We start from the raw sequence: 26,996 nt of genomic DNA, 5'->3' as shown, positions 1-26,996 counted from the left end.
TCAGCATCTTACTTGATGCGCGGGAGCTGTTCCCACTGGTGATACGGCGGCGGCGAAGGCAGCTGCCATTCGAGCGTCGTGGCACCCTCGCCCCACGGATTGTCGCCGGCGACGCGCTTCCTGGCGAAGGCTTCGAAAACGCCAAAGAGGAAGATCAGCACGCCGAAGGCCGAGATGTAGGAGCCGATCGAGGAAACGTAGTTCCAGCCGGCAAATGCATCCGGATAGTCGATGTAACGGCGCGGCATTCCAGCAAGGCCGAGGAAATGCTGCGGGAAGAACACCAGGTTGACCCCAATGAACATGACCCAGAAGTGCAGCTTGCCGACGAACTCGTTGTACATGTAGCCGGTCATCTTCGGGAACCAGTAGTACCAGCCTGCGAAGATGGCGAAGACGGCACCGAGCGACAAAACGTAGTGGAAATGAGCCACGACGTAATAGGTGTCATGCAGCGAGCGGTCGAGACCGGCGTTAGCGAGCTGAACACCCGTCACGCCGCCGACCGTGAACAGGAAGATGAAGCCGATCGCCCAGATCATCGGCGTGCGGAAGGTGATCGAGCCGCCCCACATCGTTGCGATCCACGAAAAGATCTTCACGCCCGTCGGAACGGCGATGACCATCGTTGCGAAGACGAAGTAGCGCTGCGCATCGAGCGACAGGCCGACCGTATACATGTGGTGGGCCCAGACGACGAAGCCGACGGCACCGATCGCGACCATGGCATATGCCATGCCAAGGTAGCCGAAGACCGGCTTGCGCGAGAAGGTCGAGATGATGTGGCTGACCATGCCGAAGCCTGGCAGGATCAGGATGTAGACTTCCGGGTGACCGAAGAACCAGAACAGGTGCTGGTAAAGAATCGGATCGCCGCCGCCTTCCGGCGCGAAGAACGACGTGCCGAAGTTGCGATCGGTGAGCAGCATGGTGATGCCGCCTGCCAGAACCGGCAGCGAGAGCAGCAGCAGGAAAGCCGTGATCAGAACGGCCCAGGCGAAGAGCGGCATCTTGTGCAGCGTCATGCCCGGAGCGCGCATGTTCAGGATCGTGGTGATGAAGTTGATCGCACCGAGGATCGAGGAGGCCCCCGCGACATGCAGCGCAAAGATCGCAAGATCGACCGCCGGACCGGGCGTACCGGAGGTGGCAAGCGGCGGGTAGAGCGTCCAGCCGCCGCCGGCACCGTAAGCGCCCGCCGGGCCTTCGACGAACATCGAAAGCACGAGCAAAAGGAAGGCAGGAACGATCAGCCAGAAGGAAATGTTGTTCAGACGCGGGAATGCCATGTCCGGCGCACCGATCATGATCGGCACCATCCAGTTGGCGAAACCGCCGATCATCGCGGGCATGACCATGAAGAAGATCATGATCAGCGCGTGCGCAGTCGTGAACATGTTGAACATCTGCTTGGCGCCGTCGATGGCGGCGTCGCCTTCGTAACCATAGACCATCGAGGCCAGGCCGTGGAAGATCTGGATGCCCGGCTGCTGAAGCTCCATGCGCATGGCAACAGAGAGCGCGCCGCCGACGATGCCGGCAATGATCGCGAAGATCAGGTAGAGCGTGCCGATGTCCTTGTGGTTCGTCGAAAAGAACCAGCGGTTGACGAAGCTCGGCTTGTGCGAGTGGTCGTGATGATCGTCATGCGCATGAGCGTCATGCGAGTGATCATGAGAATGATCGTGAGCGGAAGGTCCAGCCATTGTCCCGAGCCCCTTCTGTTACTGAACGTTTTCGGCGACGTCGACGGTCTTTGCAGGACCGTCGGTGGCAGCCATGAGAGCCTTGTAGGCTCCAGGAAGATCAGAAGCGGCAGCCGTCAGCCACTGCTTGTACTTGTCTTCGGAGACGACGCGGATCGCGATCGGCATGAACGCGTGGTCCTTGCCGCAGAGCTCGGAACACTGGCCATAGAACAGGCCTTCGCGCTCCGTCTTGAACCAGGTTTCATTCAAACGGCCGGGAACGGCGTCGATCTTGATGCCGAAGGACGGCATGGCGAAAGCGTGAATGACGTCGGTCGGAGCAGCAGTCACGAGAACACGGACCGTCTTGTTGACCGGCAGAACGACTTCGTTGTCGACGGCGAGCAGACGCGGATAGGTGGCGAGGTCGGACTTGCCGGCAGCTGCGCGATCTGGATCCTTGAGCAGGAAGGAATCGAAGGTGAGCGGCGTCTCGCCGGTGCCTGCGTATTCGTAATTCCACTGCCACTGGGTGGCCGTCGCTTTCAGCGTGACATCCGGGTTTTCCGGTAGGGTGAGCTGCGCCGTCAAAAGGTTGAACGACGGAACGGCAAGGAAGAGAAGAACGAGAACCGGTCCGACGGTCCAGATGACTTCGATCAGCGTGTTGTGGCTCGTCTTCGAAGGCACCGGATTTGCGCTGGCGCGGAACTTGAAACAGGCGACGATCAGCAGCACGAGAACGAAAAGCGTGATCGGAACGATGAACCACAGCGTATATTGTTCGAACCAGCGGATTTCCCGCATGATCGGCGTTGCCGCCGGCTGCAGCGTTGCCTGCCACGGCAGCGGCTGATCGGCAAAACTGCCGGAAGCAAAAAGCAGACAGACCAGCGCGGCCAGTGCTGCATAAGCCTTCTTAATCACCTTAGTATCTCCCTCGAGCGCTTGATCTGCCACAAATCGAACGCAGAATCCTTGCCATCTTCAGCGCTTCAAACCACAGTTTGCCATCTACCGCAACAGGCCAGAGCGATTGTCTATGCGGCATTTTTGCCTAAAGTCAAATTCCGCAGCCAGGGCAAAACATTGCTGAAGATTTTCATGGTCATATGAAAAAGACCGGCTGTAACCAATCCGCCCTCCCGACAATATCGGCGAAAGGTCCTATTTCTGCCGTAGTCCCCCGGTTTTGACGGGGCGGGGCTTTTCATTTCCGATGGCGGCCTTCAACAATAGCGGCACTGATTCGAATTCCAGAGGTTTCCATGGGTTTCCGTTCCCTCGCGCGGTCGCTTATTCTGATCACCAGCATCGCAGCCGCGGCGACAACCCCCGTATTTGCCCAGCAGCAGCCTGCGCCGAAGCCGCCTGCCCAGCAACCGAAGCCGCCTGCCCAGCAACCGGCGCCGGCACAGACGGCACCAGCGCAAGCGGATCGCCCGCAGCAGGCAACGCCCGGACAAAGCCAACCGCAGGCCCCCGGAACCGTGAAGTCCAACCACGGCGCTTGGTCGGTCGTCTGCGACAAGCCGGCTGGCGCTTCGGCCGAGCAATGCGCGCTGATGCAAAACGTGATTGCCGAAGACCGGCCGGAGGTCGGCCTCTCGGTCGTCGTGCTGAAGACCGCCGACCGCAAGTCGAAGATCCTCCGCGTTCTGGCCCCGCTCGGTGTCCTGCTGCCGAACGGCCTCGGCCTCAATGTCGACGGCAAGGACATCGGCCGCGCCTATTTCGTGCGCTGCTTTGCCGACGGCTGCTACGCCGAAGTCGTGCTCGAGGACGAGCTGCTGAAGACATTCCGCAGCGGCACCAGCGCCACTTTCATAGTCTTCCAGACGCCCGAAGAAGGCATCGGCATTCCGGTCGACCTCAAGGGCTTTGCAGAAGGCTACGACGCCCTGCCCTGATAAGGGCTTGCTCGAACAGCTCTGCGGACCTACATCGGCCTGGAAGCGTTTCTGCTTCGAAGCGGAGAATACGACTATGAATACCGACCTGCTGACGCTGTTCGACGCCGACGAAACGACGATGCGCAAACACGTTGCCGAGGCGCTTTCCGGCTCCGATGACGGCGAGCTCTTCATCGAGCATGCGCAGGCGGAATCGCTGATGTTCGACAATGGCCGCCTCAAGGGCGGAAGCTTCAATACCGAGCAGGGTTTCGGCCTTCGCGCCGTCGCCGGCGAAGCGGTCGGCTACGCGCATGCAGGCGATCTTTCGGTTGCGGCGCTAAAGCGGGCGGCAGAGGCCGTCGGAGCGGTCACGAAGGGCTATTCCGGCAGCTACGCCGCAGCGCCCCAGCGCACCAACAAGAAATTCTACGGCGACGAGAACCCGATCGGCTCGCCAACCTTCGAAGAGAAGGTTAAAGTCCTGACCGATATCGACGCATACCTGCGCGGCAAGGACGACAAGGTGCGCCAGGTGACGGCGTCGGTCGCCGCAAGCTGGCAGGTTGTCGATATCCTGCGCGCCGATGGTCATCGCGTTCGCGATATCCGCCCGATGACGCGCATCAACATCTCCGTCATCGTCGGGAAAGGCGATCGGCAGGAAAGCGGCTCCTATGGCAGCGGCGGGCGCATCGGCTTCGGCGATTTTATTGCGGAGGGCAATTGGCAGTACGGTGCCGACGAGGCGCTTCGTCAGGCACTCGTCAATCTCGAAGCGATCGAGGCGCCGGCCGGCACAATGGATGTCGTTCTCGGCTCCGGCTGGCCGGGCGTCATGCTGCACGAAGCGGTCGGCCATGGCCTCGAAGGCGATTTCAATCGCAAAAGGACCTCGGCCTTCGCCGGCCTGCTTGGCCAGATGGTGGCTGCACCGGGCGTCACCGTGGTCGATGACGGCACGATCGACAGCCGACGCGGCTCGATCACCATCGACGACGAGGGCACGCCCTCCGGCTACAATGTGCTCATCGAGAACGGCAAGCTCGTCGGCTACATGCAGGACCGCCAGAACGCCCGGCTGATGGGCATGCAGCCGACCGGCAACGGCCGCCGCCAGGGCTATGCCCATGTGCCGATGCCACGCATGACCAACACCTACATGCTCGGCGGCGACAAGACGCCCGAAGAGATCATCGCTTCCGTGAGGAAGGGCATCTATGCCGTCTCCTTCGGCGGTGGCCAGGTGGACATCACCTCCGGCAAGTTCGTCTTCGGCTGCACCGAGGCTTACCTCATCGAGAACGGTAAAATCGGCGCACCAATCAAGGGCGCGATGCTGATCGGCAACGGCCCGGATGCGATGAAGCGCGTCTCGATGATCGGCAACGATATGAAGCTCGACACCGGCATCGGCAATTGCGGCAAGGCCGGGCAGTGGGTTCCGGTCGGCGTCGGACAGCCGCATCTGCGCATGGACCAGGTGACCGTCGGCGGCACGAAAGCCTGACGATCCGGAGGTGGCGATGAGCGAGATCGAGATCAGACCCTTCGCCGCCCCTGACATCGATGGCGTCTTTTCGGTCATCCTGCCGATCCAGCGCGACGAATTCGGCTTCGCGATCACAGCCGACGACCAACCGGATCTACAGGTCATCCCGGATTTCTACCAGTCCGGCAAAGGCCAGTTCTGGGTCGCGGAGCTTGACGGCGTCATCGTCGGCACGATCGGCCTCAAGGATATCGGCAACAACCGGGCAGCGCTCCGCAAGATGTTCGTCGCCGCGCCCGTGCGTGGCCCGCGGCACGGCGTTGCCGCAAGGCTGCTCGACACGCTCTTTACCCATGCCAAAGCACATGGCATTCTCGAGATTTTCCTCGGCACGACCGACAGGTTCCTGGCAGCGCATCGCTTTTACGAGAAGAACGGCTTCACTGAGATCAAGCGCGGCGACCTTCCTCGCTCCTTCCCCTTGATGGCCGTGGACAACAAGTTCTACCGGAGGGCAGTCTAGCGATCGTCCACCGGACCAAAGTCTCATCGTGAACCTCGCGGGATACCCCGGCGTTCAGGCCGGGGAGGAACGCGAGAGCGGCCTTGGGCCGCTTCCCGCTGGGATTTGACATATTCGGCGATCACCGAGAGCGGTGCGCCGCCACAGCTTGCCGCAAAGGAGGACGGCGACCACAAAACGCCCTTGTGGTAGCGCCCGGTGATTTCCGGGCGGCTCTCGCGCAGACGTCGGCTGGATACGCCGTTGCGGCTGTTGACCAGCTTCGACAGGGCGATCTTCGGAGGGTAATGCACCAGCAGGTGAACATGATCGTCCTCGCCGTCGCATTCGATCAATCCGGCCTCGAAGTCGCGACACACCTTGGCGAAGATGCGCCGCAGGTGGCGGATTGCCGGTTCTGACAGAACGTCATGGCGGTATTTCGTGACAAAGACCAAATGACCATGGAGCATGTAGACGACATGCCTGCCGGTGCGATCCACGGTTGCGCTCCTTGGAGCAATTGATAGAATCGTAACATGATCCACCGCGCTTTCCGCTACAAGCTCGCTCCGACCGCCGAACAAGAAGTCCTGTTGCGGCAGTTCGCGGGTGTTGTGCGGCTGGTCTATAATCTGGCGCTGGAGCAGCGCAGGGACTGGTGGCGGCATTACCGGCGGCAGACCGGGAACCGCTTGAACTACATCGCCCAGGCGCGGGAATTGACCGCACTGCGGGCCGCGTTCGACTGGATTGCCGCCGTGCATGTGACGCCCCAGCAGCAGGCCCTGCGCGATCTGGATAAGGCGTATGCCAACTTCTTCGCCGGGCGCGCAGGATATCCCGCGCGCCGCAAGAAGGGCGTGAACGGCGCCTTCCGCTTTCAGGGGCGGGAGATCGAGGTCAAGCGCCTGAACGGCAAGTGGTCCGCCGCGCGCCTTCCCAAGATCGGCTGGGTGAAGTTCCGCGACACGCGGCGGCTGCGTGGCAAGACCATGAATGTGACGGTGAGCCTGGCGGCGAACGGCTGGCACATCGCCTTCGCCTGCGAAATCGACCATGCCGTCCCGCAAAACGATTTGCCCGCCGTGGGGATCGACCGGGGCGTGGCGAACACGCTGACGCTTTCGACCGGGGAGCACTGGTGGATGCCTGCCGGCCTTGCGGAGATCGAGCGCAGGAAGCGCCGGGCCCAGCGCGTTCTGGCGCGGCGCAAGCGCGGGTCGCGTCGCCACGCGAAGGCCCGCCGCCGCGTTGCAGCCTTGCAGGCCCGTGCTGCCCGCATCCGGCAGGATTGGCGGCACAAGGCCAGTCTTGATATCGCCCGTCGCTTCGCAACGGTCGTGCTGGAAGACCTCGCCACGCGCAACATGACGCGCAGCGCCAGGGGAACCGTGGACGCGCCCGGAACCAACGTCTGCCAGAAGGCCGGCCTGAACCGGGCGATCCTCGAACAAGGCTGGCACGGCTTTGAAACCGTGTTGGCCTACAAGCTCGAAGAACGGGGCGGATACCTGTGCAAGGTCGATCCCCGCCACACCTCGCAGACCTGTTCGGCCTGCGGAGCCGTGGACAGGGAAAGCCGCGAAAGCCAAGCGTCTTTCCGCTGTTGCCAATGCGGCTTGCGCGCCCATGCCGACCACAATGCTGCAATCAACATCCTGCGTCGGAACACGGCGTCTATGATCGTGGAGGAAGGGCAGCGGCTCTCCGTTGAAGCGATAACTATCGGCGGAGCTTCGCGCCCCTTCGGAAATCCCTCGCTTTCAAGCGGGGGAAGATGTTAATGAAGGAGTAATGTTTGGCGGCAGAAATTCCTGCTGAATATCACCTCACCTTGGATGTTCGGCGCAGGAAACGCGCTTCGAGGCACCTCGCCAGACGCTAGTGCAGCTATTTTGAAGATCGAAATCGAGCGGTTAGCGACGCATGCATGTCGAAGGCGGCGCAATCATCGAACGACTTGTGCCTTACAGCAAGCAACGTCCAATTCGCTTAGTTCCTCTATTCATTGCCGGGTGAAGAATGGCGGTTTTATGCCTACATTGAGCTGATGAACGAGCCGCGGCCCTGGACGAACGAAGGGGAGCGCCGTCTTATACCGAAGAACAGTGCGGGTGGTGGATCGCCGAGAGCTTGCGGCGTGGCAAGGCGACTTCCCTGAAACGAACATAAGAGCTCACGGCCTAAACAGCCACTTGCGCTCGATCGCTCGTGCGAGGTCGATGCCATTTTGGCGGGCGAAAAGCAGGATGTGGCCGAGCATGTCGGCCGTTTCGTCGGCGAGGTCCTGCTTCAGTTCGTCCGGCGCCTTGCCTTTCGGGCGCCCTCTGCCGCTCACGCGGTTCCAGGCCTGCGTGAGTTCGCCCATTTCTTCCTGCAGCTTCAGGAGATACCAGTCCGGATCTCTTTCGATGCCATTCACTTCAGCATAACGGCGGGAAGAGGATTCGAACTTTTCCGCGAGATCGGCAAGCATCGGCGTTCTCCTTTTGTATCCAAAACAGGAGAATGCCGATTCGTCCGGATTGTCCAGCGAAGGGTGTTCGGAGCTTAGCCTTGGTTGGCGAGCAGCACGCAGTCGTAGGAGCGCTTCTTGAGGGCTTCGCAGGCGGCGGTGGCGGCCTGCTCGCTTTCGAACCCGACGAAGCGGGCGCGGTAGATGGCGTTGGCGCCGGTGCCGAAGGCTTCCGTATAGGGCGTTGCGGATTTCAGCGCCGTGCCGCCTGCGGACTTTGCCTGCGCAAGCAGCGCACGGGCGGCATCGGCGCTTGGAGCTGCGGAAATCTGGATCTGCCAGCCGCGGGTCGACGGCTGCGGCTTGCCAGCATTGGCCATTTCCTCAAGTGCTGCCGGACGCTCCAAGGGAACGGCTGCCGTGTCAGAGTAACCGAGCGCGAAAGGAGCGTTGCCGGTTTCGCCTTCGCTTCGTGGCGCGGCGGCTGCAAGCGGTGCATCCGTATCGGCGGCGGCGGCGGAGGCGACTTCGACCGGCTGCTTGGCGCCGACGCTTGCAAGCAGCCTGCCGCCGCTGGAAGCGCGGCCGAGATACTTGTCGAGTAGTGCGGCCATCTGGGCATCGCGGCTGCGGGCCGTGCGGCCGCCGAGAACGACGCCGACGACGCGGCGGTTGCCATCGCGCACGGCGCTCACGAGATTGAAACCGGAGGCGTTCGTGTAACCCGTTTTGATGCCGTCCATACCCTGGTAGCGAACCATCAGGTTGTTATGTCCGCGGATGGTTTTGCCGCGGAAGGTGAACGCCGTCATCGAAAAGAGCCGGTATTCCCTCGGATAGTGTTTGAGCAGCGCGACGCCAAGGGTGGACATGTCGCGGGCCGTCGTCACCTGCCGCTTATCCGGCAGGCCGGAAGCGTTATAAAAGACGGTACGGTTCATGCCGAGCTGACGGGCCTTCTGCGTCATTACGCGGGCGAAGTTGCTTTCGGAGCCCGCGAGCGTTTCGCCCACCGCGGCCGCGGCATCATTCGCGGATTTAACGATCATCCCATAGACGGCTTCGCGCACGGTGATCGTTCCGCCCGCCTTCACGCCGAGCTTTGTCGGCGGGCGGCTGGATGCGTATTTCGACATGACGATCGGCGTGTCCCAAGTGATCTTGCCGCGGTTCAGCGCCTCGAAGGTGAGGTAGAGCGTCATCATCTTGGTGAGCGACGCCGGGTGGTTCAGCACATCACCGTTCTCGGACGCGAGAACCTTGCCTGTCCGGGCATCGAGGATGAGGGAGGCGCTGCCGGCCATGGCCGCGATCGGTGCCGAAACGGCAAGCGTCACAGCTAGAAATGCGGCCAACAACCTTTTCATGAAGTCCCCTCAATACAAGTGCCGACTGCGGCGAAGTCAAAACATGTCCCGTTCTGCGACAGAAGCCGCTAATCTGGCGCGACTTTGACGCAACGGACACTGATTTTTTGAGTTTTCTTTGCTCTTGGTGAACGGAACGTAAAGATTTCACCCGAAAATGCAACGTTCAACAACGCTTAACACCATAATTGATAGGTTCGCCCGTCTTCAGGGAGGCGGAATGCACAGGCTGTGGAAAAGTCGCGCGAAACGGATCGCCATTACCGGCGGGCTCGAAGCTGCGCATCTCATCGCTGCTCTTCGGCTCATGCGCAGCGCGCGCGGGCGCGGCGCGATCTTCACCCTGCATCACGTCAGGCCGCACGAGCCACATGCTTTCGAGCCGAATGCACACCTCGAAATCACGCCGGCATTTCTCGATGCGGCACTGACGCGGCTTGCGCATGACGGGTACCGTTTCGTCGCGCTGGACGAGATTCCGGCATTGCTTTCCGGACCGGCCGGCGACCAGCCCTTTGCAGCCTTTAGCCTGGACGACGGCTACCGCAACAACCTCGTTCACGCCTATCCGATCTTCGAGAAGCACGAGGCACCCTTTACCGTGTTCGTGGCAAAGGGCCTGACGGAGCGCACGCACACGATCTGGTGGGAGACGCTTGCCGCCGTCCTGCGGAAGGCCGAAAAGGTCCACTTCGATTTCGGCGGAGGCGAAGAGAGCATCACGCTTTTCACATTGGCCGATCAGCATGCGGCATTCTCGCGGTTCGCAGCCCATGTCCACGGCACCGACGAGGCCTCGGCGGTTGCGAAGATCGATGCGCTCGCCCGTCACCATGAGATCGATCCGGCCGAACTCGTCGACGATCTCGTGATGGGCGCGGCGGAACTCAATCTTCTCGACGCAAGCCCCCTCGCCTCCATCGGCGCCCATACGGTCAGCCACCGCGCGCTCGCGCGGCTTCCGGAAGCCGAAGCACGGGAGGAAATGGCGCTTTCCGCCGACCATGTAGAGGCGATTACCGGTAAACGGCCGGAAACCTTCGCATTCCCATATGGCACACCCGAAGCAGCAACCCGTCGCGAGGCGGCAATCGCAGCCGAACTCAGGTTCAAGGTCGCGGTGACGACCCGGCCGGGCGTCATGCGGCCGGACCTGCCTGGCAGCACCACCTATCTGCCGCGGCTCTCTCTCAATGGCTTTTATCAGAAGCCGCGCTATGTCTCGGCACTCGCCTCCGGCATCCCGCTGAAGCTGATGGGCCGTTAACCGCTTAAGGATACATCCTGATCTTTTGCCAATCGCCTTCCGGGGCCTTGCGGCGGAATTCGATGCGGTCGTGCAGGCGGAAGTTTTGGTCCTTCCAGAATTCGATCGAAACCGGCTTGATGCGGAAACCCGACCAGTAGGGCGGCCGCGGGATTTCGCCAATGGCATAACGCGCCGTATATTCGGCCACGGCTCTTTCCAGCGCAAAACGGCTTTCCAGCGGACGGGACTGCTTGGATGCCCAGGCGCCGATGCGGCTGCCGCGGGCGCGCGTCTGGAAATAAGCGTCGGCTTCCTCCTCGGTCACGATTTCCACAGGACCGCGCACGCGCACTTGCCGTCGCAGCGTTTTCCAGTGAAAACACATGGCCGCTTTTTTCTGCCCCAAGATTTCGCGGCCTTTCTGACTCTCGAAATTGGTGTAGAAGACGAATCCGTCGCTATCGAATCCCTTCAGGAGAACCATGCGGACATTGGGAAGGCCATCTTCATCGACCGTCGCAAGCGCTACCGCATTCGGATCGTTTATCTCGGAACCCTCGGCATCTTTTAGCCATTCCGCGAAAAGCTTGAACGGCTCGTCGCGCTCGGTGAAGTCACCGCTTATTAACTCATTTGACGACATATTAGCTCAAATGCCCCGGGTTTATTGGTTTAATGCCCAGCTTTTCACGACTGGACAGGACGCAGGGTGGAAGTCATAGCAAAGTCAAATCGCCATACAAAGGGCCTGCTGTCCCGTTGTGCCATGTTGTTCGTCATCGGCGCGGCGATGCTGCCGCTTTCTGGCTGCATGACGGGCGGTTTTGACTTCCTGAGCGATTCGAAGGTGGACCGTTCGGTTGCCACCGGAACCGTGCCGCAGACGCCGCCGAGCACCGATACGCTTTCCGACGAAATGACGGTTCGCAACGCGGTCACCTCTGCCGACATCCAGAGAATGGCCGGCCAGCAGCTGCCCTGGGCGAATTCCTCCACCGGCAGCGCCGGCGTCATCGACACGATCGTCGAAAACAACGATCAGGGCCAGGTCTGCCGCCAGTTCCGCACGACGCGGCACTCCTATGCGGGCATTGCCAAATTCTACGGCAAGACCTGCCTCGTCGGCGGCGGCAACTGGCAACTGCTGAGCTTCCAGCCGGAAGGCTGACCCGCTTCAAGACATGATTAATCGCAGCCGGACCGCAGCCGCAATGCTTAGCAGAAAGCTAACCATTTGCGGCGAAAGCCGCATTCCCCTCCCCGAAAAATAAGGACTGATTAGTAACTCTGACGCACGATCGGCTCATAGACGCGTGTTCCGGTTTTTCTGAAATGGACCGGAAGGCGCGCGGAGAGTTGTCATTGGGCTTCGGGGTGCTGGGCAAGGACAGGCACGCCGCATCGCAACACCGGCGGTTATTAAATGCGCGATCCTTACAAGATTTTGGGCGTTCCTCAGAACGCAGGGACAGACGAGATCAAGGCGGCCTGGCGCAACATGGCCAAGTCCGTTCATCCGGATCACAACCAGGGCGATCCGACGGCAACGGCTCGTTTCGCCGAGGTCGGTCGTGCCTATGAGACATTGAAGGACCCCAAGAAGCGCAGCCTTTTCGATACGGCCGCACGGATGGCAGAGGCGCGAATGAACGGCGAGACGATCATGCAGCAGCGCCAGGCGGCCCGCGAGGCGGCAGTGAGGGCGAAGGCCGCGCAGGCGAATGCCGAACGCGTGATGGAAGAACTCGCCCGCGCCAACGCGCAGAAGGCGGCGAAGGCCGCCGCCGAGGCGGCAAAACAGCAGCACGTCAGCCCGGAATCCGCCGAAGACATGGTCGAGCGCATTTTTGGCGCGCAGGCCAAGGCTGCAAGCGCCGGCGCGACGGCTCATCCACAGGCAAATGCCGGCAAGCGGACAGAGGCGGAGGCAGGCAAACTCGAAGCGGAAGCTGTAAAGCCCGAGGAAGAAAGCACGGAGACGGTTGCGGCCGCTGGCGGCATACTTCAGCCCTTGAGCATACTGACATCGCTTGTGCGCCGCTTTACCGGCAGCGCGCCCGCACCGGAAAAGGCCCCGGATCAATTCGCGCAGGTAACGGTCACGATCGAGGACATATTGAAGGGCAGCTGGACCACGGTGCAGCTCGCCGAGGGCCGCGAGGCAAGCTTCGCGTTGTCGGCCGGGACACGGGAGGGCCATCAGGTCCGGCTGAAGAGCCAAGGCTACAAGCTGCCGAACATGCAGCGAGGCGACGCGGTCGTCAGCATCCACATCGCATCCGATGCGCGTTTCACCGTCGACGGCTTCGACCTGCGTACCGTGCTGCCGGTGACGATCGAGAATGCCGTCCTTGGAACCGAAGCGCGCATCGACGGACCGAACGGGCCGGTCGACGTCACCGTTCCCCCCTGGTCAGGATCCGACAAGACGATCCGAATCTCCGGCCAAGGCCTGCCCGACGACACAGGCGGAAAGGGCGATCTGATCGTCGAGCTACGCATTATGTTGTGGGAAAAGCCGGATGATAAGGTCACGGATCTCATGAGAAGCATGCGCGAAGGGCTGTTTCTGTGAAATTTTCGTGACAAGCGCACCCTTTGTTACGATCCCTAACAGTTGATGATTGCCCGCAATCTTGAACCGATTAACGGCCTATGCCATAGGCAATTTCCAATTGGTTCATTAGGGGGCAAAATATGGCTCAAGCAACAGGCCTCATGTCAGGCAAGCGTGGCGTCATCATGGGCGTCGCCAACAATCGTTCGATTGCGTGGGGCATTGCCAAAGCCATTCATACACAGGGCGCCGAAATTGCCTTTACATATCAGGGCGATGCCCTGAAAAAACGCGTCGAGCCTCTGGCTGCCGAACTTGGCGGCGTACTCGCCGGCCACTGTGACGTCAGTGATGAAGCGAGCATCGATGCGGTTTTCGAGAACATCGAAAAGATGTGGGGCAAGATCGATTTCGTCGTTCACGCGATCGGCTTCTCGGACAAGGACGAGCTGACCGGCCGCTACGTCGATACTTCGCCGGACAATTTTTCCAAGACGATGCAGATTTCCGTCTACTCGTTCACGTCCGTCGCACGCCGCGCCGAGAAGCTCATGACGGAGGGCGGCTCGCTGCTGACGCTCACCTATTACGGCGCCGAGAAGGTCATGCCGAACTACAATGTCATGGGCGTTGCAAAGGCTGCGCTCGAAGCGAGCGTCAAGTACCTCGCCGTCGATCTCGGACCGAAGAACATCCGCGTCAATGCGATTTCGGCAGGCCCGATCAAGACGCTGGCAGCGTCCGGCATCGGCGATTTCCGCTATATCCTGAAGTGGAACGAGTATAACGCTCCGCTCCGCCGCACCGTCACCATCGAAGACGTCGGCGATGTCGGCCTTTACATGCTGTCTGACCTCTCGCGTTCGGTCACCGGCGAAGTACACCACGCCGACAGCGGTTATCATGTGATCGGCATGAAGGCGGTAGACGCGCCGGATATTTCAGTTATCAAGGACTGATCGAAGTCCTCAAGCGGAATCTGCCTTGCTCATCTATGTGGTCCGACATGGTCAGACCGACTGGAACGCCGAACGCCGTCTGCAAGGCCAGAAGGATATTCCGCTGAATGTCATCGGCCGCGAACAGGCGCGGCTGAACGGCATCGACATGGCCGAGATTCTCAGGGTCGAAGCCATTTCCTTCGATTTCGTTGCAAGCCCGCTCCAGCGCACGCGCGAGACGATGGAGATCATGCGCACGGCAATGGGCCTGCCGCCCAAGGACTACCGCAGCGACGACCGGCTGGTCGAAGTTTCCTTCGGCGACTGGGAAGGCTTCACCATCCGGGAACTGAAGGCGACCCAGCGCGAACGCATCATCGAGCGCAATATCAACAAATGGGATTTCATCCCGCCGGGCGACTATGCCGAAAGCTACGAAATCATGTCGTGGCGCATCCGATCATGGTTGAACTCCGTCGAGCGCCCGACCGTTTGCGTCACGCATGGCGGCGTCATCCGCAGCCTCTTCAAGATGATCGCCGATCTGCCGAAGCACGAGGCTGCCGAGGGGGAAATTCCGCAGGACCGAATCTTGAAGATCGACACCGCGAAAAGACTGATCGGCTGGATATAGTCTCTAATTACTGCACGATATCGAGGTCGTTGATCACCCGCTTGCCGTCCACTTCCGTGTAGAAGATCACCACTTTCACACCGGCCTTCAGCCCATCGAAGTTGAACTCCTCGGGCGCCTGATATGTCTTGCCGTCATCGAGTGTCAGGCTGAGGCTGCTCATGTCGACTTTCTTGATGGTCGCTTCGACGTCGGCGCTTTCCGCAAAGCTGCTGATGGGCGACAGGAAACTTGCTGTGGCCAGCAGCGTGGCAACAAAAAAACGCATCGCGGCAACCCTCTTGAAACTCGACGCAAAAATCCGGTGAAACACAGATAAGCTCCTGAATATGGCGAAAATTGCCCGGAAGAATGGCTTTCCGCGCCTCATTGATGAATAGCATTTTAACAACAATCAAGAGCAGCCGCTAACCATTAGAGTGCTCTTAATTGCAAGCCGCAAAGATGAACCATCGGGAAATCGTAAATTAACCGGTTCCTCCTAGAGTTCCGCCGAACAGGGAGACATATTTTTGCTTTTCCGGCTGGGCGCCAATATTCAATTGCGGCGGGTACTCAAGAATACCTGGGTTTCACTGCTGGTTTCGACCCTCGTCGCATTTGTGGTCGTTGCGGTCGGCTTCACGCTCGACCGTGCGAATACTGCGGCCTATCTGCGAGAGTTGCAGATCCGCACAGAAAACGAGACGAACCTCATTCGCGCCCGCATGGCGGCACAGATCAATATGGACGTCACCGTCGTCCGCGATCTGTCCAACATGATTTCCGTGAGCGCGAAAGCCAACGATGAAGAAATGGAGCGCCAGATCAATTGGCTGCTCATCCAAAATCCCCATTTCGTCAGCATCACCGTCGCACCTGATTTCGTCGTCGGCAACGTCTTCCCGCCGCAGTCCGGCAAGAGCCGCATCGGCAAGGACGTGCGTGAAAAGCTGATGCTGCGCCAGTCCGTCGGGCGCAATACGGGAGACCAGCAGGCGCGTTTCTACGGCCCGGTCAAGATCGGCAGCGGAAGGGATGCCTTCGCGATCTTCTTCCCGATCTTCATCAAGGAGAACGGGCAGCGCAAGATCTGGGGTGCGGTCGAAGTCACGATCGACCAGGATATGTTCTACGAGAACACTGGCCTCAAACCCGCGCGCAATAGCGAAAACCAGGAACGCTACCCGCATCTCGACCATCTTTCGATCGCGGTGCGCGACCTGGGGACTGTGGCCGAGCAACGCGCCCTTCCCTTCTTCGGCAGCGCCGATGTGCTCGACAAGCAGCCGCTCCGCCGCAAGATCACCTTCGCGGGCGGGCGCTGGGAGCTTTCGGCCGTGCCGACGACCGGATGGAACGAAGCTCCGCCGAACCAGCTTCAGCTTCGCTTGATCATCATCGCTGCCGGCTGCGTCATCATCGTGCCGATCTTCCTCGCGACCCTGCTTCTTGGCGAGCGCACCCGCAATGTCAACGAACTCGAGGCCCGCGAAACGAAGCTGCTCGAACTTTCGCAGCGGCTGAACCTGGCGCTGGATTCTTCCAATATCGGCATCTGGGAACTGCAGGATCACGGCCACAGCCTTTACTGGGACACGCGCGCCTCGGGCCTTCACGGCCAGCCGGCCGGCGAGGGCAGCCATCCGCTTGAAAGCTGGCTCGAGGCAATCGTGGCGGCAGACCGGCCAATCGCCGAGACGCACTTTTTCAACTGCAGCCTGGCAGGTACGTCCTGCACGGCGCAGTACCGTATCAGGCTTTCGGACGGCCGCATCCGGTATCTGCGCTCGGTGGGCTCCTTCTACACGGATGCGGGCGGAACCGGCAGGACGATCGGCATCGTCGCGGACGTGACCGCAGACGCGGAGGCAGCCGATATGCTGCGCAAGGCAAAAGAAAACAGCGATATCAAGAATGCCGAGCTGGAACTGGCACTGGACGAGCTCTCCCGCCGCGAGACGCAGCTTGCCGAACTTTCAACCCGACTCGATCTGGCGCTCGATTCCTATCAGTGCGGCATCTGGGAAACGACGCTCGGCACTGCCGGCTCGGTCTGGGACGAACGCATGCACGAGCTCTACGGGCTGGAACCACGGCAGGGATTCATGCCCCAGGATGTTTGGCTTTCCTGCATTCACCCGGAAGATCGTGCTTTTGCGCTGGAAAGCGCACGGCATTTCAAGCAGCTCGGCGACAAGCACACGCTCATTTGCCGCGTGCCGGCCGAGGACGGCAGCATTCGCTACGTCCGCTCGACCGGCAAGGTGCACCAGACGGCGACAGGTCAGCTGAAGCTCATTGGCGTCGCGCTCGACGTCACGGAAGATGCGCTGCTGACCGCCGAGCTGAAGGCAGCGAAGGACGAAGCGGTTGCCAAGAATATCGAGCTCGAACTTGCCAAGAATCGTATCGAGCACAATTCGCTGCATGATCCGCTGACGGCACTGGCCAACCGCCGCAAGCTCGACATCGCGCTCGAAAACCTGACGGCCGGCAGCCGGTCGCAGCGGCAGAAATTCGCAATCCTCCACATCGACCTCGACCGCTTCAAGCAAATCAACGACACGCTCGGCCACGCAGCCGGGGACGCGATGCTGGTGCATGCGTCGAAGGTTCTTTCGAAGAATGTCCGTGGCAGCGATGTCGTCGCGCGCATCGGCGGCGACGAGTTCGTCATCCTCGCACTCGATGCCAGCGACGAGGATATGGCCGCGCTAGCGGGCCGGATCATCGAAGAAATGCGCCAGCCCGTCAATTTCCAGGGCTTCCCTTGCCGCTGCGGCGTTTCGATCGGCATCGCGCTTGCCAACGGCATCCATGTCGACGCGCGCAAGGTGCTGATCAACGCCGATATCGCCCTCTACCGCGCAAAGAGCCTGGGCCGGAACCGCTACGAATTCTTCAACCAGAACCTCCAGGCCGACATCATCAACAGCAAGCGCATCGCCGACGAGATCCTTGCCGGCATCGAGAATGGCGAATTCACCGCCTGGTACCAGCCGCAATTTTGCGCGCGGACAATGCGGCTCACCGGTGTCGAAGCGCTGGTGCGCTGGAACCACCCGGCCCGCGGCCTGCTGACGCCGGACAAGTTCCTGCGCATCGCCGACGAGATCAACGTGGTGCAGGCGCTGGACCGCATCGTTCTCGAAACCGCACTGAAGGACAAGATGCGCTGGGCAGCACTCGGCGTTTCAGTGCCGCAGGTCTCCGTCAATGTTTCAGCGCGGCGGCTGCATGACGGTACCCTCTTCGAATCGCTGAGCGACCTGCAGATACGCCCGGGCGAGCTTTCATTCGAACTGGTGGAATCGATCTTCCTCGACGAAAGCGAGGATGTGGCGGCTCACAACCTCGACCGCATCAAGGCGCTCGGCATCGACATCGAAATCGACGATTTCGGCACCGGCCATACATCGATCGTCAGCCTGTTGAAGCTGAAGCCGAAACGGCTCAAGATCGACCGCCAGCTCGTGCAGCCGATCCTCAACTCTCCGCAGGAGCGCGCACTGGTAAGCTCGATCATCGACATCGCCCGCTCGCTCGGCGTCGAAACGGTGGCGGAAGGGATCGAGACGATCTCGCACGCCGATATGCTGCGCGATCTTGGCTGCGACCTGCTGCAGGGCTACGCCTTCTCCCGTCCCCTCTCCTTCGACGACTTCACGGCCGCCGCAGCCGATGGTGCGGCATGGCGGATCGCTTCCTGAGGGGCTTTAAATAGCTGTTTGCGATTTTGTGCCGCTCTCCATCGCATGATTTGCCCCCGCCCTAACGCTTCTCCCCGTAAACGGGCGAGGGAACTTGCCATACCAGCGCCGAGATTTGAAGAAGGGTGGGCATGCCCCTTCTGCCCGTCAGAACGGGGAGAAGGTGCCAGCAGTGGCGGACGAAGGGGCCGCGGCATTTCTCATTGCCGATGACGTCCAAAACCCGCATCGTTTGCAAATTGCGGAAACAGCATTTCTTCCTCACGTGGATTTCGCGCAAAGAAAGGCTTTTGCCCCAACCTCTTTTTGGCCTATGAGTGTCGCGCATTTTGGAGAATGGCGCGGGTTGCCGCGCGTGGTCGGAACACATGTCGCATAATACATTCGGTCATCTCTTCCGCGTAACAACCTGGGGCGAGAGCCACGGCCCGGCGCTCGGCTGCGTCGTCGACGGCTGCCCTCCCGGCCTGCGCTTCAAGCTGGAAGACATTCAGGCCTGGCTCGACAAGCGCAAGCCCGGCCAGTCGCGTTTCGTGACGCAGCGCCGCGAGGCGGACCTCGTGAAGGTGCTGTCCGGCGTGATGCTGGATGCCGACGGCGAGACGATGACTACGACCGGAACGCCGATCGCGATGATGATCGAGAACACGGACCAGCGTTCCAAAGATTACGGCGAGATTGCCCGGCAATACCGCCCCGGCCACGCCGACTATACCTATGACGTCAAATACGGCATCCGCGACTATCGCGGCGGCGGCCGCTCCTCCGCTCGCGAGACCGCGGCACGTGTCGCCGCCGGCGGGATTGCCCGTCTCGTCGTGCCGAACATGAGAGTTCACGGAGCTCTCGTGCAGATCGGCAAGCACAAGATCAACCGCCAGAACTGGGATTGGGATCAGGTGAACCAGAATCCCTTCTTCTCGCCGGATGCTGAGATCGTTCCCGTATGGGAGGAATATCTTGACGGCATCCGCAAGAACGGCTCCTCAATCGGCGCCGTCGTCGAAGTCGTGGCTGAAGGTGTTCCGGCCGGGCTTGGTGCGCCCATCTATGCCAAGCTCGACCAGGACATCGCCTCGCTGCTGATGTCGATCAATGCCGTGAAGGGCGTCGAGATTGGTAATGGGTTCGGCGCCGCCGAAATCACCGGCGAAGAAAACGCCGACGAGATGCGCATGGGCAATGACGGCAAGCCGCTGTTTCTTTCCAACCACGCCGGCGGTATTTTAGGCGGCATATCGACCGGTCAGCCGGTGATCGCGCGGTTTGCGATCAAGCCGACTTCCTCCATCCTCACCGAGCGGCGCTCGATTGATGCCGATGGCAACAATGTCGATATCCGCACCAAGGGCCGGCACGACCCCTGCGTCGGCATCCGGGCCGTGCCGATCGGCGAAGCCATGGTCGCCTGCGCCATCGCCGACCACTACCTTCGCGACCGCGGCCAGACCGGCCGGCTGAAATAGGAACTGTCCCATGCCTTATGACCAGAAGCGTGTCGTCGATGCCATCCGGGCCTTCGAAGCCGGCGAAATCGTCGTCGTCATGGATGACGACGACCGGGAGAACGAAGGCGACCTGATCGTCGCCGCCGTCCATTGCACACCGGAAAAGATGGCCTTCATTGTCCGCCATACCTCCGGCATCGTCTGCACGCCAATGCCGAAGGAAGAGGCGAAGCGCCTGAACCTCAACGCCATGGTGGCCGAAAACGACTCCGCGCACACGACGGCGTTTACCGTGTCCGTCGATTTCAAGCACGGCACGACCACCGGCATTTCCGCCGACGACCGCACGCTGACGGTGCGCAATCTCGCCAATCCGAATGTCGGTGCAAGCGATTTCGTCCGGCCCGGCCACATCTTTCCACTCGTTGCCCGCGAAGGCGGCGTTCTGATGCGTTCCGGCCATACGGAAGCGGCCGTCGATCTCTGCAGGCTCGCCGGACTGCCGCTGATCGGCGTCATCAGCGAGCTCGTTAATGACGACGGCACGGTGACGCGCGGGCCGCAGGTCATCGATTTTGCGGAAAAGTATGGCCTGAAGCTCGTCTCGGTCGCAGACCTCATCGCCTATCGCCAGCGCAAGGAAACGCTGATCGAACTCGGCGCCAGCTTCGATATCGAGACGCCGTTCGGCAAGGCCAAGGCGCACACCTACTCGCTCCCCTGGGATCCGATGCAGCACCTCGCCGTTGTCTTCGGCGATATACGCGACGGCATCGACATCCCAGTGCGCCTGCACCCGGAAAATGTCGCCGAGGACCTCTTCGGCAAGAAGAGCCCGGTCGACCACTATATGCAGAAAATCGCCGAGGAAGGCCGCGGCATCATCGTATACCTCCGTGAAGGCTCCGTGGGCGTGGGCCACTACGACAACGGCCGCAAGGCCCGCAGCCAGGGACGCGAAGCCCACGCCGAAGCCAAGAGCCGCGAAAGCGAATGGCTGGAAATCGGCTTGGGCGCGCAGATCCTGAAAGACCTCGGCGTCAGTTCGATCAGGCTGCTCACCAGCCGCGAGCGACACTATGTCGGCCTGGAGGGATTTGGAATCAAGATTTCAAAGACGGAGATTTGGTGAGAGGTTCCCTTCTGCCCGGGGAGAAAGGCAGCCCGGCGGGCCGGATGAGCGGGGCGTTCCGACAATCTCGTGCCGAGCTAGGCTCCGGCACTTCTTCCCGCTGGGGAGAAGTGCCACGCGGCTAACCCCTCCACCCCTTGAGAAACACGACCTTCTCCACCCCCGCAAACTTCGCCACGCGCTCCAGTTCCGCTCGCAGCCTCTCCATCCGTCCCGCAGAAGCCTTCACGCCGGGCTCCAGCCATAGCCGCTTCACATCCAGCGTCCCCTGCTTTCGGTCGGCCTTCATGTCGATGCGGCCGATGAGTTTGTCACCTTCGAGCAGCGGAAAGACGTAATAGCCGTATTCGCGCTTCGGCTCAGGTACGAAAACCTCGATGCGGTAGAAGAAGCCGAACAGGCGTTCGGTGCGGTTGCGGTCGCGGATCGTCGGATCGAAGGGGCTCAAGACGCGAATGCGCGCCGGAGCCTCGAGATAGCCATCCAGCGTCGAAAGGAAATCCGCGAAGGCCCAGGAGGGGCGCGGCTTGCCGCCGAGCGCCGGTTCGATCAGGATCTCGGTCAGTTCGTCGCGATGGGTTGAAACCCAGGCCTTGGCCTCGTCCGGCGACAGCAGATTCCAAAAGGCGCCGATTTCGCCGTGTGTCGCAAAACCGAGCCGTTTCAACGCGCTTCGGCACGCCCAATCGACAAACTCCTCCCGGCTTACTTCCGGATCGCGGAATTCAGCGGGGATGACACGCTCGACCAGATCGTAGATCTTCTGGAAGTTGGAGCGGCCGGCGATGGCGAACTTGCCGGTGTGCCAGAAATATTCGAGCGCGGTCTTGTTAGGATGCCAGTTCCACCAGCCGCCCGAGGTGTGTCCGTCGGCCTTGATCTCGCGCGCCATGATCGCGCCGTCGCGCGCCACGCGCTCGTAGGTCTCGTCGAAGGCATGCTCGAAACCCTCGCCGCGCCATTTGCGCCAGCGCTCGACGAGCACCTCTTCCTGGTGCCGGAATTTGTGCTTCCAGTATTTGAAGAAGGCGCTCGGCAGGATGGAGGCGTCGTGCGTCCAATGTTCGAACAGCGCGCCGTCCTTCTCCAGGAGCGCGGTCAGGTGTTCGCGTCTGTATGTCTGGTTGCGGGAAAAGAGGATCTGGTGATGCGCCCGCTCCACCGTCTGGATGCTGTCCACCTGCACGAAACCGATGTCATGGATCAGCTGCAGCAGCCCGGCCTTGGTCAGGGCGCGGTTCGGCGGAGAACTGAGGCCCTGTTTGGCGAGGAAGACGCGGCGGGCATCGCTGTTCGAAAAGAGATTCGTCATGGGCACATCATATTCGGGAAAATGTTCCTAGCCACCCGGTTTTGCACTTTTGACGCTGCGGCTATAGAAGCAGCATCGGATTGTGACAGGGGAATGATTTGGAGATCCGCTTCGAAGGGGCTGCAGTCACTTATGGCGCGCGCGAAGCGCTCTCGCCGCTGACCCTCACTCTCACGGAAAACCGCATCGGCGTAATCGGCCTCAACGGTTCGGGAAAGACCACTTTCGCGCGGCTGATCAATGGTCTGACGAAGCCGACAGCCGGACGCGTGATCGTCAATGGCCGGGACACGGCCGACTCCCATTCGGCCCTTCCGGATGTCGGCTTCATCTTCCAGCAGCCGCAGAACCAGATCATCCTGCCGATCGTGCGCGACGACATTGCCTTCGGATTGAAGGGCCGCGGCTTCTCGAAGGCCGAGATCGAAGCGAAGGTTGAAGCTGCACTCGGCCGCTTCGATGCCGCCCATCTGGCAGCGCGCCGGGCGCACGAGCTTTCTGGCGGCGAGCTGCAGATCGCCGCCCTCTGTGCGGTTCTGGTGACCGGCCCGGATATCCTGATCCTCGACGAGCCGACGAACCAGCTCGATCTCAAGAATCGCGCATTGGTGCAGAAGATCATCGAGGGCCTGCCTGAAAACGCCATCGTGATCAGCCATGATCTGGAACTGGTCGCGGATTTCGGCCGCGTCCTGCTCTTCCACGAGGGCAGGCTTGCCGCCGATGCGCCGGCGGCCGAGGCAATCGCGCGCTACCGGGAGATTACCGCCTGATGCAATCGCTTTATGTCGAGGGAACCAGCATCATGCACCGGCTTCCGGCGCGCTCGAAGCTGCTTGTTCTTGCGATCCTCGGCGTCATTCTCTTCACCACCCGCAACATTCCGCTGCTTTCGCTTGGCGTGCTGATAACAGGGGCCGTCTATTTCAGCCTCGGCCTGCCTTTCGGGCAGGCGATTGCACGGCTGAAGCCCGTGCTGCTGACGATCCTCGTCGTGGCACTTTTCAGCCTCGCCTTCAACCCCTGGCACGGCGCGGTCGAGGCGCTGCTGCGGCTGACGGCGCTGATGCTCTTTGCGGCGGCGGTGACGGCAACAACGACGATCAGCGAGTTCATCGACGAGATCACGCTGCTTGCCCGCCCATTGGAACGGGCCGGCCTGGTGGCGGCGAACGATGTCGGACTTGCGGTCGGTCTCGTCGTCCGTTTCGTGCCGGAAATCCTTGGCCGCTACCAGGCGATCAAGGAGGCGCATGCAGCCCGCGGCATTAAGGTGCGGCCCGTCACGGTGCTTGCGCCGCTGATCATCCTCACGCTCAGAGATGCGGATAATATTGCCGCAGCGATTGACGCGCGCGGCATTCGGCGGCATGTCAGTTAACATTCTGTAAACACGGAGCCCATGATGAGCACCCGCGACCTCGTTCTCTCAGCCCTCTTTGCCGCAATCATCGTGGCGCTCGGCATTCTGCCGCCGATCACGCTCGGCTTCATTCCGGTGCCGATCACCGCGCAGTCGCTTGGCGTCATGCTGGCAGGCGTCGTGCTCGGCGCGCGCCGCGGCGCGATCGCCGTGCTGATCGTGCTTGTTCTTGTTGCGATCGGCCTTCCGGTGCTTTCAGGCGGCCGCGGCGGCCTTGCGGCATTTGCCGCACCGACGACCGGCTTCCTCATCGGCTGGCTCTTTGCCGCCTTCGTCACCGGCTATGTCGCCGAGCGCCTGGTGAAGGCCGAGCAGTCCGGCCTCGTGCAAACGGTCGGCTTCTTCCTCGCATCCGCGATCGGCGGCATCGTCGTTCTCTATGCTTTCGGGATCGCCTATCTCGCGGTCGCTGCCGGCGTCGGCCTGCAACAGGCGTTCGTCGGCTCGATGGCCTTCGTCCCCGGCGATGTCATCAAGGCGTTCGTCGCAGCGCTCGCCGGCCGCGCCGTCATGGTCGGCTATCCGCTGCTGCCTGCACGTGCTTAGGATCGGAGCCTAATCAACGAAGGTGTAAAGCCAGTCGCGCGTTTCTTCAGGGAGCGCGGCCGGCGACAGGTCTTCGCGATTGCGCGCCTGCCAGATGATCTCGACCTCGGCGGCGCGTTCGCCTTCCGCCTCGACGGCAATCAGAAAGCCGACGGAGCGAACGCCGATCTTGTCGACCGCAGTGGTGAATTCCATCAGTTCGTCGTAGTGCAAGGGCCGGTGCAGGATGCAGGAAATCTTGCTTGCAGTATAAATTGGCTCGCCTTCCACTTCCGGCCGCGTCAGCCAGAAATTTGCAAGTACGGATTCGGCATAGGAAATATAGGACGAGATGAACATCTCACCATGCATGTCGACATCCCGAAACGGCACACGTATTTCCGCTCCGTTCGAGCGCGCTGATTTTGCCATCTGCCTGCCTATCCTCACTTCCCTGCTGAAAGACTAATGGCGACACAGGCCGAAGTAAACGGTGGAGGTGACATGCGCACGACACCGCGCGTATGTTGAAATTGCCGGCATTCGCGCCATCTGCTGTGGATCATGACTGGGGCAAGCGATAAGAGTATCCGCATGAGCACCCGCCTTTACGAACACCCGATCTTTCTCGAACATGTCACGCCCGCGGGCCATCCCGAGCGGCCGGACCGGATGCGGGCAATCAACGTCGCGCTCGGCCATCCGAATTTCGAGCGGCTGGAGCGCAAGGAGGCGCCGCAGGCGAACGAGGAGGCCGTGCTGCTTGCCCATCCCGAGGAACATCTGCGCGCCGTCATGCGCCAGATTCCCGAAGAAGACGGCGAGATCAACCAGATCGAGGCCGATACCTATGCGAGCCCGAAGAGCCTGCAGGCGGCGCTGACGGGCGTCGGTGCGGCCATGGCTGCGGTGGATGACGTCTTCACCGGCAAGGCCGACAACGTCTTCGTCGCCGCCCGCCCGCCGGGGCATCACGCGGAGAAGATGACGGCGATGGGCTTCTGCTTCTTCAACAATGCGGCGATCGCCGCGCGCCATGCCCAGAGGCGCCATGGCGCCGAGCGTGTCGCGATCGTCGATTGGGACGTGCACCACGGCAACGGCACGCAGGACATCTTCTGGGACGACGCCTCCGTGCTCTTCTGCTCGACGCATCAGATGCCGCTCTATCCGGGATCGGGAGCGAAGGACGAAAGCGGCAAGCACGGCACGATCATCAATGCGCCGCTTTCGCCGAATGTCGGCAGCGATCATTTCCGCGAGGCATTCAAATCGCGCGTGCTGCCGGCGCTTGTCGATTTCCGGCCGGACCTCATCATCATCTCTGCCGGCTTCGACGCGCATCACCGCGATCCCTTGGCGCAGATCAATCTCGTCGGCGAGGATTTCGACTGGGCGACTGGACGATTGCTGGAGATAGCCGACAAAAGCGCCTCCAACCGGGTCGTCAGCCTGCTGGAAGGCGGCTATGATCTGGAAGGGCTTGCCGAATCGGCAGGCCTGCATGTGCTTCGATTGATGAAGGGTTGAGTATGACTGACAGCGCCAAGCCGGAGGTTTCCGGTCTTTCCTTCGAAAAGGCGGTTGCCGAACTCGAAAGCATCGTGGCCCGCCTGGAGCGCGGCGACGTGGCGCTCGATGAATCCATCGAGATCTACGAGCGCGGCGAAGCGCTGAAGAAGCATTGTGAGATGCTGCTTTCGGCGGCCGAAAACCGCATCGAGAAGATCCGGCTCGACCGCGCCGGCAAACCGCAGGGCACCGAGCCGCTGGACGGGGCGTGAGCCCGTAAAACATTCTCCCAAGACTTCTGGCCGGAAGCAAATCGTCAGCCTAACATCCCCCACACAACAGCAGAGGGAACAGTTCAGAATGACGGATAGGCTGAAGAGCAAGGTTGCCATCATCTCGGGCGGTGCGACCGGGATGGGCGGCGCAGCGTCAAAGCTGTTTGCGGCCGAAGGCGCTCGTGTCGCGATCATAGACCGCAATGGCGAGGCGGCGGCGCAGACCGCCACGGCCATCCGGGATGCAGGCGGTGAAGCCGATTACTGGATTGCCGACGTTTCCGACGAGAAAGCGGTGAACATGGCCGTTGCCGGTATCGAGGAGCGCTATGGCGCCGTTACCGTGCTCTTCAATCATGCGGGCACCATCGTCATCAAGCCGTTCCTGGAAACGACGCTTGAGGAATGGGATTGGCTGCATGCCGTCAACGTGCGCTCGATGTTCCTGATGACAAAGGCCGTGTTGCCGAAGATGATTTCGGCAGGCGGCGGATCGATCGTCTGTACCTCGTCCATCTCCGCCGTTGCCGCGACGCCGATGGAAGTGCTCTATGACACGACCAAGGGTGCAGTGCATATGTTCGCGCGAGCGATTGCGGTGGAATTCCGCGACCGCAACATCCGTTGCAATGCTGTCTGCCCCGGCTTCATCCGCACGCCGCACGGCCTTCGTGAGGTGGCCGACTTACAGGCGTTTGGGGTCGATGTTTCCGACGCCGCGATTGCTGCGCAGCAGGGGAGGATCGGCGAGCCGGAAGATGTGGCGAGGGCGGCGCTCTATTTGGCGAGCGACGAATCCAGCTTCGTCAACGGCGCCCATCTCTTCGTCGATAACGGCTTCACAGCCATCTGACGAACATGAACCCTTTCGCGGCGGCCCTCCAGGCGCTATTGCTG

Annotated in this window: 27 protein-coding genes; 18 read left to right on the top strand and 9 right to left on the bottom strand. The window is 61.2% G+C overall.

Features of this window, described 5'->3' with window-relative positions:
- Positions 1-8: 8 nt before the first annotated feature.
- Together ctaD and coxB are read right to left on the bottom strand one after the other, a co-directional pair.
- Positions 9-1,706, bottom strand: a complete 1,698-nt coding sequence (gene ctaD / locus QA644_RS03125; protein ID WP_283071039.1) for a cytochrome c oxidase subunit I — start codon at positions 1,704-1,706, stop codon at positions 9-11.
- 18 nt (positions 1,707-1,724) lie between these two features.
- Complete coding sequence (gene coxB, locus QA644_RS03120; protein WP_194729142.1) at positions 1,725-2,615, bottom strand: cytochrome c oxidase subunit II; 891 nt, start codon at positions 2,613-2,615, stop codon at positions 1,725-1,727.
- Positions 2,616-2,956: 341 nt separating this feature from the next.
- On the opposite strand from coxB, the gene QA644_RS03115 reads away from it, so the two are divergent.
- From QA644_RS03115 to QA644_RS03105, 3 genes are all read left to right on the top strand, one after another.
- On the top strand, positions 2,957-3,598 hold the full coding sequence (locus QA644_RS03115) for an invasion associated locus B family protein (protein WP_074066897.1): 642 nt from the start codon (positions 2,957-2,959) through the stop codon (positions 3,596-3,598).
- A gap of 76 nt (positions 3,599-3,674) precedes the next feature.
- Entirely contained in the window at positions 3,675-5,090 is a 1,416-nt protein-coding gene (gene tldD, locus QA644_RS03110) for a metalloprotease TldD (protein WP_194729141.1), read from the top strand.
- 16 nt (positions 5,091-5,106) lie between these two features.
- Positions 5,107-5,595, top strand: coding sequence for a GNAT family N-acetyltransferase (locus QA644_RS03105; protein ID WP_074066895.1), 489 nt, complete (start codon positions 5,107-5,109; stop codon positions 5,593-5,595).
- 23 nt (positions 5,596-5,618) lie between these two features.
- Here the strand turns inward: QA644_RS03105 and tnpA are convergent, their stop codons facing one another.
- Positions 5,619-6,047 carry an IS200/IS605 family transposase gene (gene tnpA, locus QA644_RS03100; RefSeq protein WP_283072441.1) on the bottom strand — a complete coding sequence of 143 codons (429 nt, stop codon included), beginning with the start codon at positions 6,045-6,047 and terminating at the stop codon, positions 5,619-5,621.
- A 66-nt stretch (positions 6,048-6,113) separates the two neighbouring features.
- Between tnpA and QA644_RS03095 the strand changes: the two genes are divergently transcribed.
- Positions 6,114-7,361 carry a transposase gene (locus QA644_RS03095; protein ID WP_283071036.1) on the top strand — a complete coding sequence of 416 codons (1,248 nt, stop codon included), beginning with the start codon at positions 6,114-6,116 and terminating at the stop codon, positions 7,359-7,361.
- 392 nt (positions 7,362-7,753) lie between these two features.
- On the opposite strand, the gene QA644_RS03090 is transcribed toward QA644_RS03095, so the two are convergent.
- On the bottom strand, positions 7,754-8,053 hold the full coding sequence (locus QA644_RS03090) for a MazG nucleotide pyrophosphohydrolase domain-containing protein (RefSeq protein ID WP_239595187.1): 300 nt from the start codon (positions 8,051-8,053) through the stop codon (positions 7,754-7,756).
- A 74-nt stretch (positions 8,054-8,127) separates the two neighbouring features.
- Entirely contained in the window at positions 8,128-9,399 is a 1,272-nt protein-coding gene (locus QA644_RS03085) for a D-alanyl-D-alanine carboxypeptidase family protein (RefSeq protein ID WP_239595189.1), read from the bottom strand.
- Between the two features lie 220 nt (positions 9,400-9,619).
- Between QA644_RS03085 and QA644_RS03080 the strand changes: the two genes are divergently transcribed.
- Positions 9,620-10,666, top strand: coding sequence for a polysaccharide deacetylase family protein (locus tag QA644_RS03080; RefSeq protein WP_283071034.1), 1,047 nt, complete (start codon positions 9,620-9,622; stop codon positions 10,664-10,666).
- A gap of 4 nt (positions 10,667-10,670) precedes the next feature.
- Here the strand turns inward: QA644_RS03080 and pdxH are convergent, their stop codons facing one another.
- Positions 10,671-11,291 carry a pyridoxamine 5'-phosphate oxidase gene (gene pdxH, locus QA644_RS03075; protein ID WP_283071033.1) on the bottom strand — a complete coding sequence of 207 codons (621 nt, stop codon included), beginning with the start codon at positions 11,289-11,291 and terminating at the stop codon, positions 10,671-10,673.
- Between the two features lie 66 nt (positions 11,292-11,357).
- Here pdxH and QA644_RS03070 point away from each other — a divergent pair, with 66 nt between their 5' ends.
- The 4 genes from QA644_RS03070 to QA644_RS03055 all read left to right on the top strand — a co-directional run bounded on the left by QA644_RS03070 (position 11,358) and on the right by QA644_RS03055 (position 14,780).
- Complete coding sequence (locus tag QA644_RS03070) at positions 11,358-11,816, top strand: RT0821/Lpp0805 family surface protein (protein WP_283071032.1); 459 nt, start codon at positions 11,358-11,360, stop codon at positions 11,814-11,816.
- Between the two features lie 255 nt (positions 11,817-12,071).
- A complete protein-coding gene (locus QA644_RS03065) occupies positions 12,072-13,223 on the top strand; it encodes a DnaJ C-terminal domain-containing protein (RefSeq protein WP_283071030.1) in 1,152 nt (383 codons plus the stop codon).
- Between the two features lie 122 nt (positions 13,224-13,345).
- Positions 13,346-14,164 (top strand): enoyl-ACP reductase FabI, encoded by an 819-nt coding sequence (gene fabI / locus QA644_RS03060; RefSeq protein WP_039844179.1) that lies wholly within the window; start codon positions 13,346-13,348, stop codon positions 14,162-14,164.
- A 25-nt stretch (positions 14,165-14,189) separates the two neighbouring features.
- Complete coding sequence (locus QA644_RS03055; protein ID WP_239595199.1) at positions 14,190-14,780, top strand: histidine phosphatase family protein; 591 nt, start codon at positions 14,190-14,192, stop codon at positions 14,778-14,780.
- A 7-nt stretch (positions 14,781-14,787) separates the two neighbouring features.
- Here the strand turns inward: QA644_RS03055 and QA644_RS03050 are convergent, their stop codons facing one another.
- The gene (locus QA644_RS03050; RefSeq protein WP_022716492.1) at positions 14,788-15,048 is read right to left on the bottom strand and encodes a DUF1344 domain-containing protein; all 261 of its coding nucleotides are present in this window, start codon (positions 15,046-15,048) and stop codon (positions 14,788-14,790) included.
- 244 nt (positions 15,049-15,292) lie between these two features.
- On the opposite strand from QA644_RS03050, the gene QA644_RS03045 reads away from it, so the two are divergent.
- The 3 genes from QA644_RS03045 to ribB all read left to right on the top strand — a co-directional run bounded on the left by QA644_RS03045 (position 15,293) and on the right by ribB (position 21,052).
- Positions 15,293-18,472, top strand: a complete 3,180-nt coding sequence (locus QA644_RS03045) for an EAL domain-containing protein (protein ID WP_283071027.1) — start codon at positions 15,293-15,295, stop codon at positions 18,470-18,472.
- A gap of 368 nt (positions 18,473-18,840) precedes the next feature.
- Positions 18,841-19,938 carry a chorismate synthase gene (gene aroC / locus QA644_RS03040; protein ID WP_039844176.1) on the top strand — a complete coding sequence of 366 codons (1,098 nt, stop codon included), beginning with the start codon at positions 18,841-18,843 and terminating at the stop codon, positions 19,936-19,938.
- Positions 19,939-19,948: 10 nt separating this feature from the next.
- Complete coding sequence (ribB, locus tag QA644_RS03035) at positions 19,949-21,052, top strand: 3,4-dihydroxy-2-butanone-4-phosphate synthase (RefSeq protein WP_239595207.1); 1,104 nt, start codon at positions 19,949-19,951, stop codon at positions 21,050-21,052.
- A gap of 121 nt (positions 21,053-21,173) precedes the next feature.
- On the opposite strand, the gene QA644_RS03030 is transcribed toward ribB, so the two are convergent.
- Positions 21,174-22,364 (bottom strand): winged helix-turn-helix domain-containing protein, encoded by a 1,191-nt coding sequence (locus tag QA644_RS03030; RefSeq protein WP_283071025.1) that lies wholly within the window; start codon positions 22,362-22,364, stop codon positions 21,174-21,176.
- A 98-nt stretch (positions 22,365-22,462) separates the two neighbouring features.
- On the opposite strand from QA644_RS03030, the gene QA644_RS03025 reads away from it, so the two are divergent.
- From QA644_RS03025 to QA644_RS03015, 3 genes are read left to right on the top strand one after another with little or no spacing between them, the layout of a single operon-like run.
- Positions 22,463-23,137 carry an ABC transporter ATP-binding protein gene (locus QA644_RS03025; RefSeq protein ID WP_194729132.1) on the top strand — a complete coding sequence of 225 codons (675 nt, stop codon included), beginning with the start codon at positions 22,463-22,465 and terminating at the stop codon, positions 23,135-23,137.
- Positions 23,137-23,745 (top strand): energy-coupling factor transporter transmembrane protein EcfT, encoded by a 609-nt coding sequence (locus tag QA644_RS03020; RefSeq protein ID WP_074066883.1) that lies wholly within the window; start codon positions 23,137-23,139, stop codon positions 23,743-23,745. Before QA644_RS03025 ends, QA644_RS03020 begins: the two co-directional genes overlap by 1 nt.
- 24 nt (positions 23,746-23,769) lie before the next feature.
- Entirely contained in the window at positions 23,770-24,333 is a 564-nt protein-coding gene (locus QA644_RS03015) for a biotin transporter BioY (protein WP_283071024.1), read from the top strand.
- Between the two features lie 9 nt (positions 24,334-24,342).
- Here the strand turns inward: QA644_RS03015 and QA644_RS03010 are convergent, their stop codons facing one another.
- Entirely contained in the window at positions 24,343-24,744 is a 402-nt protein-coding gene (locus tag QA644_RS03010; RefSeq protein WP_074066881.1) for a thioesterase, read from the bottom strand.
- 162 nt (positions 24,745-24,906) lie between these two features.
- On the opposite strand from QA644_RS03010, the gene QA644_RS03005 reads away from it, so the two are divergent.
- The 3 genes from QA644_RS03005 to QA644_RS02995 all read left to right on the top strand — a co-directional run bounded on the left by QA644_RS03005 (position 24,907) and on the right by QA644_RS02995 (position 26,952).
- On the top strand, positions 24,907-25,842 hold the full coding sequence (locus QA644_RS03005; protein WP_194729130.1) for a histone deacetylase family protein: 936 nt from the start codon (positions 24,907-24,909) through the stop codon (positions 25,840-25,842).
- A gap of 2 nt (positions 25,843-25,844) precedes the next feature.
- Positions 25,845-26,096, top strand: a complete 252-nt coding sequence (locus tag QA644_RS03000; RefSeq protein ID WP_283071022.1) for an exodeoxyribonuclease VII small subunit — start codon at positions 25,845-25,847, stop codon at positions 26,094-26,096.
- Positions 26,097-26,184: 88 nt separating this feature from the next.
- Positions 26,185-26,952, top strand: a complete 768-nt coding sequence (locus tag QA644_RS02995; protein ID WP_283071020.1) for an SDR family oxidoreductase — start codon at positions 26,185-26,187, stop codon at positions 26,950-26,952.
- Positions 26,953-26,996 lie beyond the last annotated feature (44 nt).

The sequence above is a fragment of the Rhizobium sp. CC1099 genome (assembly GCF_029714385.1).
Taxonomy (GTDB): domain Bacteria; phylum Pseudomonadota; class Alphaproteobacteria; order Rhizobiales; family Rhizobiaceae; genus Rhizobium.
This window is presented reverse-complemented; position numbering and strand designations above follow the sequence as displayed.

Bases quoted from the DNA above. Each gene is read 5' to 3' on its own strand.
- QA644_RS03050 (WP_022716492.1), bottom strand. From the start codon at position 15,048: ATGCGTTTTTTTGTTGCCACGCTGCTGGCCACAGCAAGTTTCCTGTCG.
- QA644_RS03115 (WP_074066897.1), top strand. From the start codon at position 2,957: ATGGGTTTCCGTTCCCTCGCGCGGTCGCTTATTCTGATCACCAGCATC.
- ctaD (WP_283071039.1), bottom strand. From the start codon at position 1,706: ATGGCTGGACCTTCCGCTCACGATCATTCTCATGATCACTCGCATGAC.
- aroC (WP_039844176.1), top strand. From the start codon at position 18,841: ATGTCGCATAATACATTCGGTCATCTCTTCCGCGTAACAACCTGGGGC.
- QA644_RS03095 (WP_283071036.1), top strand. From the start codon at position 6,114: ATGATCCACCGCGCTTTCCGCTACAAGCTCGCTCCGACCGCCGAACAA.
- QA644_RS03065 (WP_283071030.1), top strand. From the start codon at position 12,072: ATGCGCGATCCTTACAAGATTTTGGGCGTTCCTCAGAACGCAGGGACA.
- QA644_RS03000 (WP_283071022.1), top strand. From the start codon at position 25,845: ATGACTGACAGCGCCAAGCCGGAGGTTTCCGGTCTTTCCTTCGAAAAG.
- QA644_RS02995 (WP_283071020.1), top strand. From the start codon at position 26,185: ATGACGGATAGGCTGAAGAGCAAGGTTGCCATCATCTCGGGCGGTGCG.
- QA644_RS03090 (WP_239595187.1), bottom strand. From the start codon at position 8,053: ATGCTTGCCGATCTCGCGGAAAAGTTCGAATCCTCTTCCCGCCGTTAT.
- tnpA (WP_283072441.1), bottom strand. From the start codon at position 6,047: ATGCTCCATGGTCATTTGGTCTTTGTCACGAAATACCGCCATGACGTT.
- QA644_RS03005 (WP_194729130.1), top strand. From the start codon at position 24,907: ATGAGCACCCGCCTTTACGAACACCCGATCTTTCTCGAACATGTCACG.
- tldD (WP_194729141.1), top strand. From the start codon at position 3,675: ATGAATACCGACCTGCTGACGCTGTTCGACGCCGACGAAACGACGATG.
- QA644_RS03080 (WP_283071034.1), top strand. From the start codon at position 9,620: ATGCACAGGCTGTGGAAAAGTCGCGCGAAACGGATCGCCATTACCGGC.
- QA644_RS03085 (WP_239595189.1), bottom strand. From the start codon at position 9,399: ATGAAAAGGTTGTTGGCCGCATTTCTAGCTGTGACGCTTGCCGTTTCG.
- fabI (WP_039844179.1), top strand. From the start codon at position 13,346: ATGGCTCAAGCAACAGGCCTCATGTCAGGCAAGCGTGGCGTCATCATG.
- pdxH (WP_283071033.1), bottom strand. From the start codon at position 11,291: ATGTCGTCAAATGAGTTAATAAGCGGTGACTTCACCGAGCGCGACGAG.
- QA644_RS03015 (WP_283071024.1), top strand. From the start codon at position 23,770: ATGAGCACCCGCGACCTCGTTCTCTCAGCCCTCTTTGCCGCAATCATC.
- QA644_RS03020 (WP_074066883.1), top strand. From the start codon at position 23,137: ATGCAATCGCTTTATGTCGAGGGAACCAGCATCATGCACCGGCTTCCG.
- QA644_RS03105 (WP_074066895.1), top strand. From the start codon at position 5,107: ATGAGCGAGATCGAGATCAGACCCTTCGCCGCCCCTGACATCGATGGC.
- QA644_RS03030 (WP_283071025.1), bottom strand. From the start codon at position 22,364: ATGACGAATCTCTTTTCGAACAGCGATGCCCGCCGCGTCTTCCTCGCC.
- ribB (WP_239595207.1), top strand. From the start codon at position 19,949: ATGCCTTATGACCAGAAGCGTGTCGTCGATGCCATCCGGGCCTTCGAA.
- QA644_RS03010 (WP_074066881.1), bottom strand. From the start codon at position 24,744: ATGGCAAAATCAGCGCGCTCGAACGGAGCGGAAATACGTGTGCCGTTT.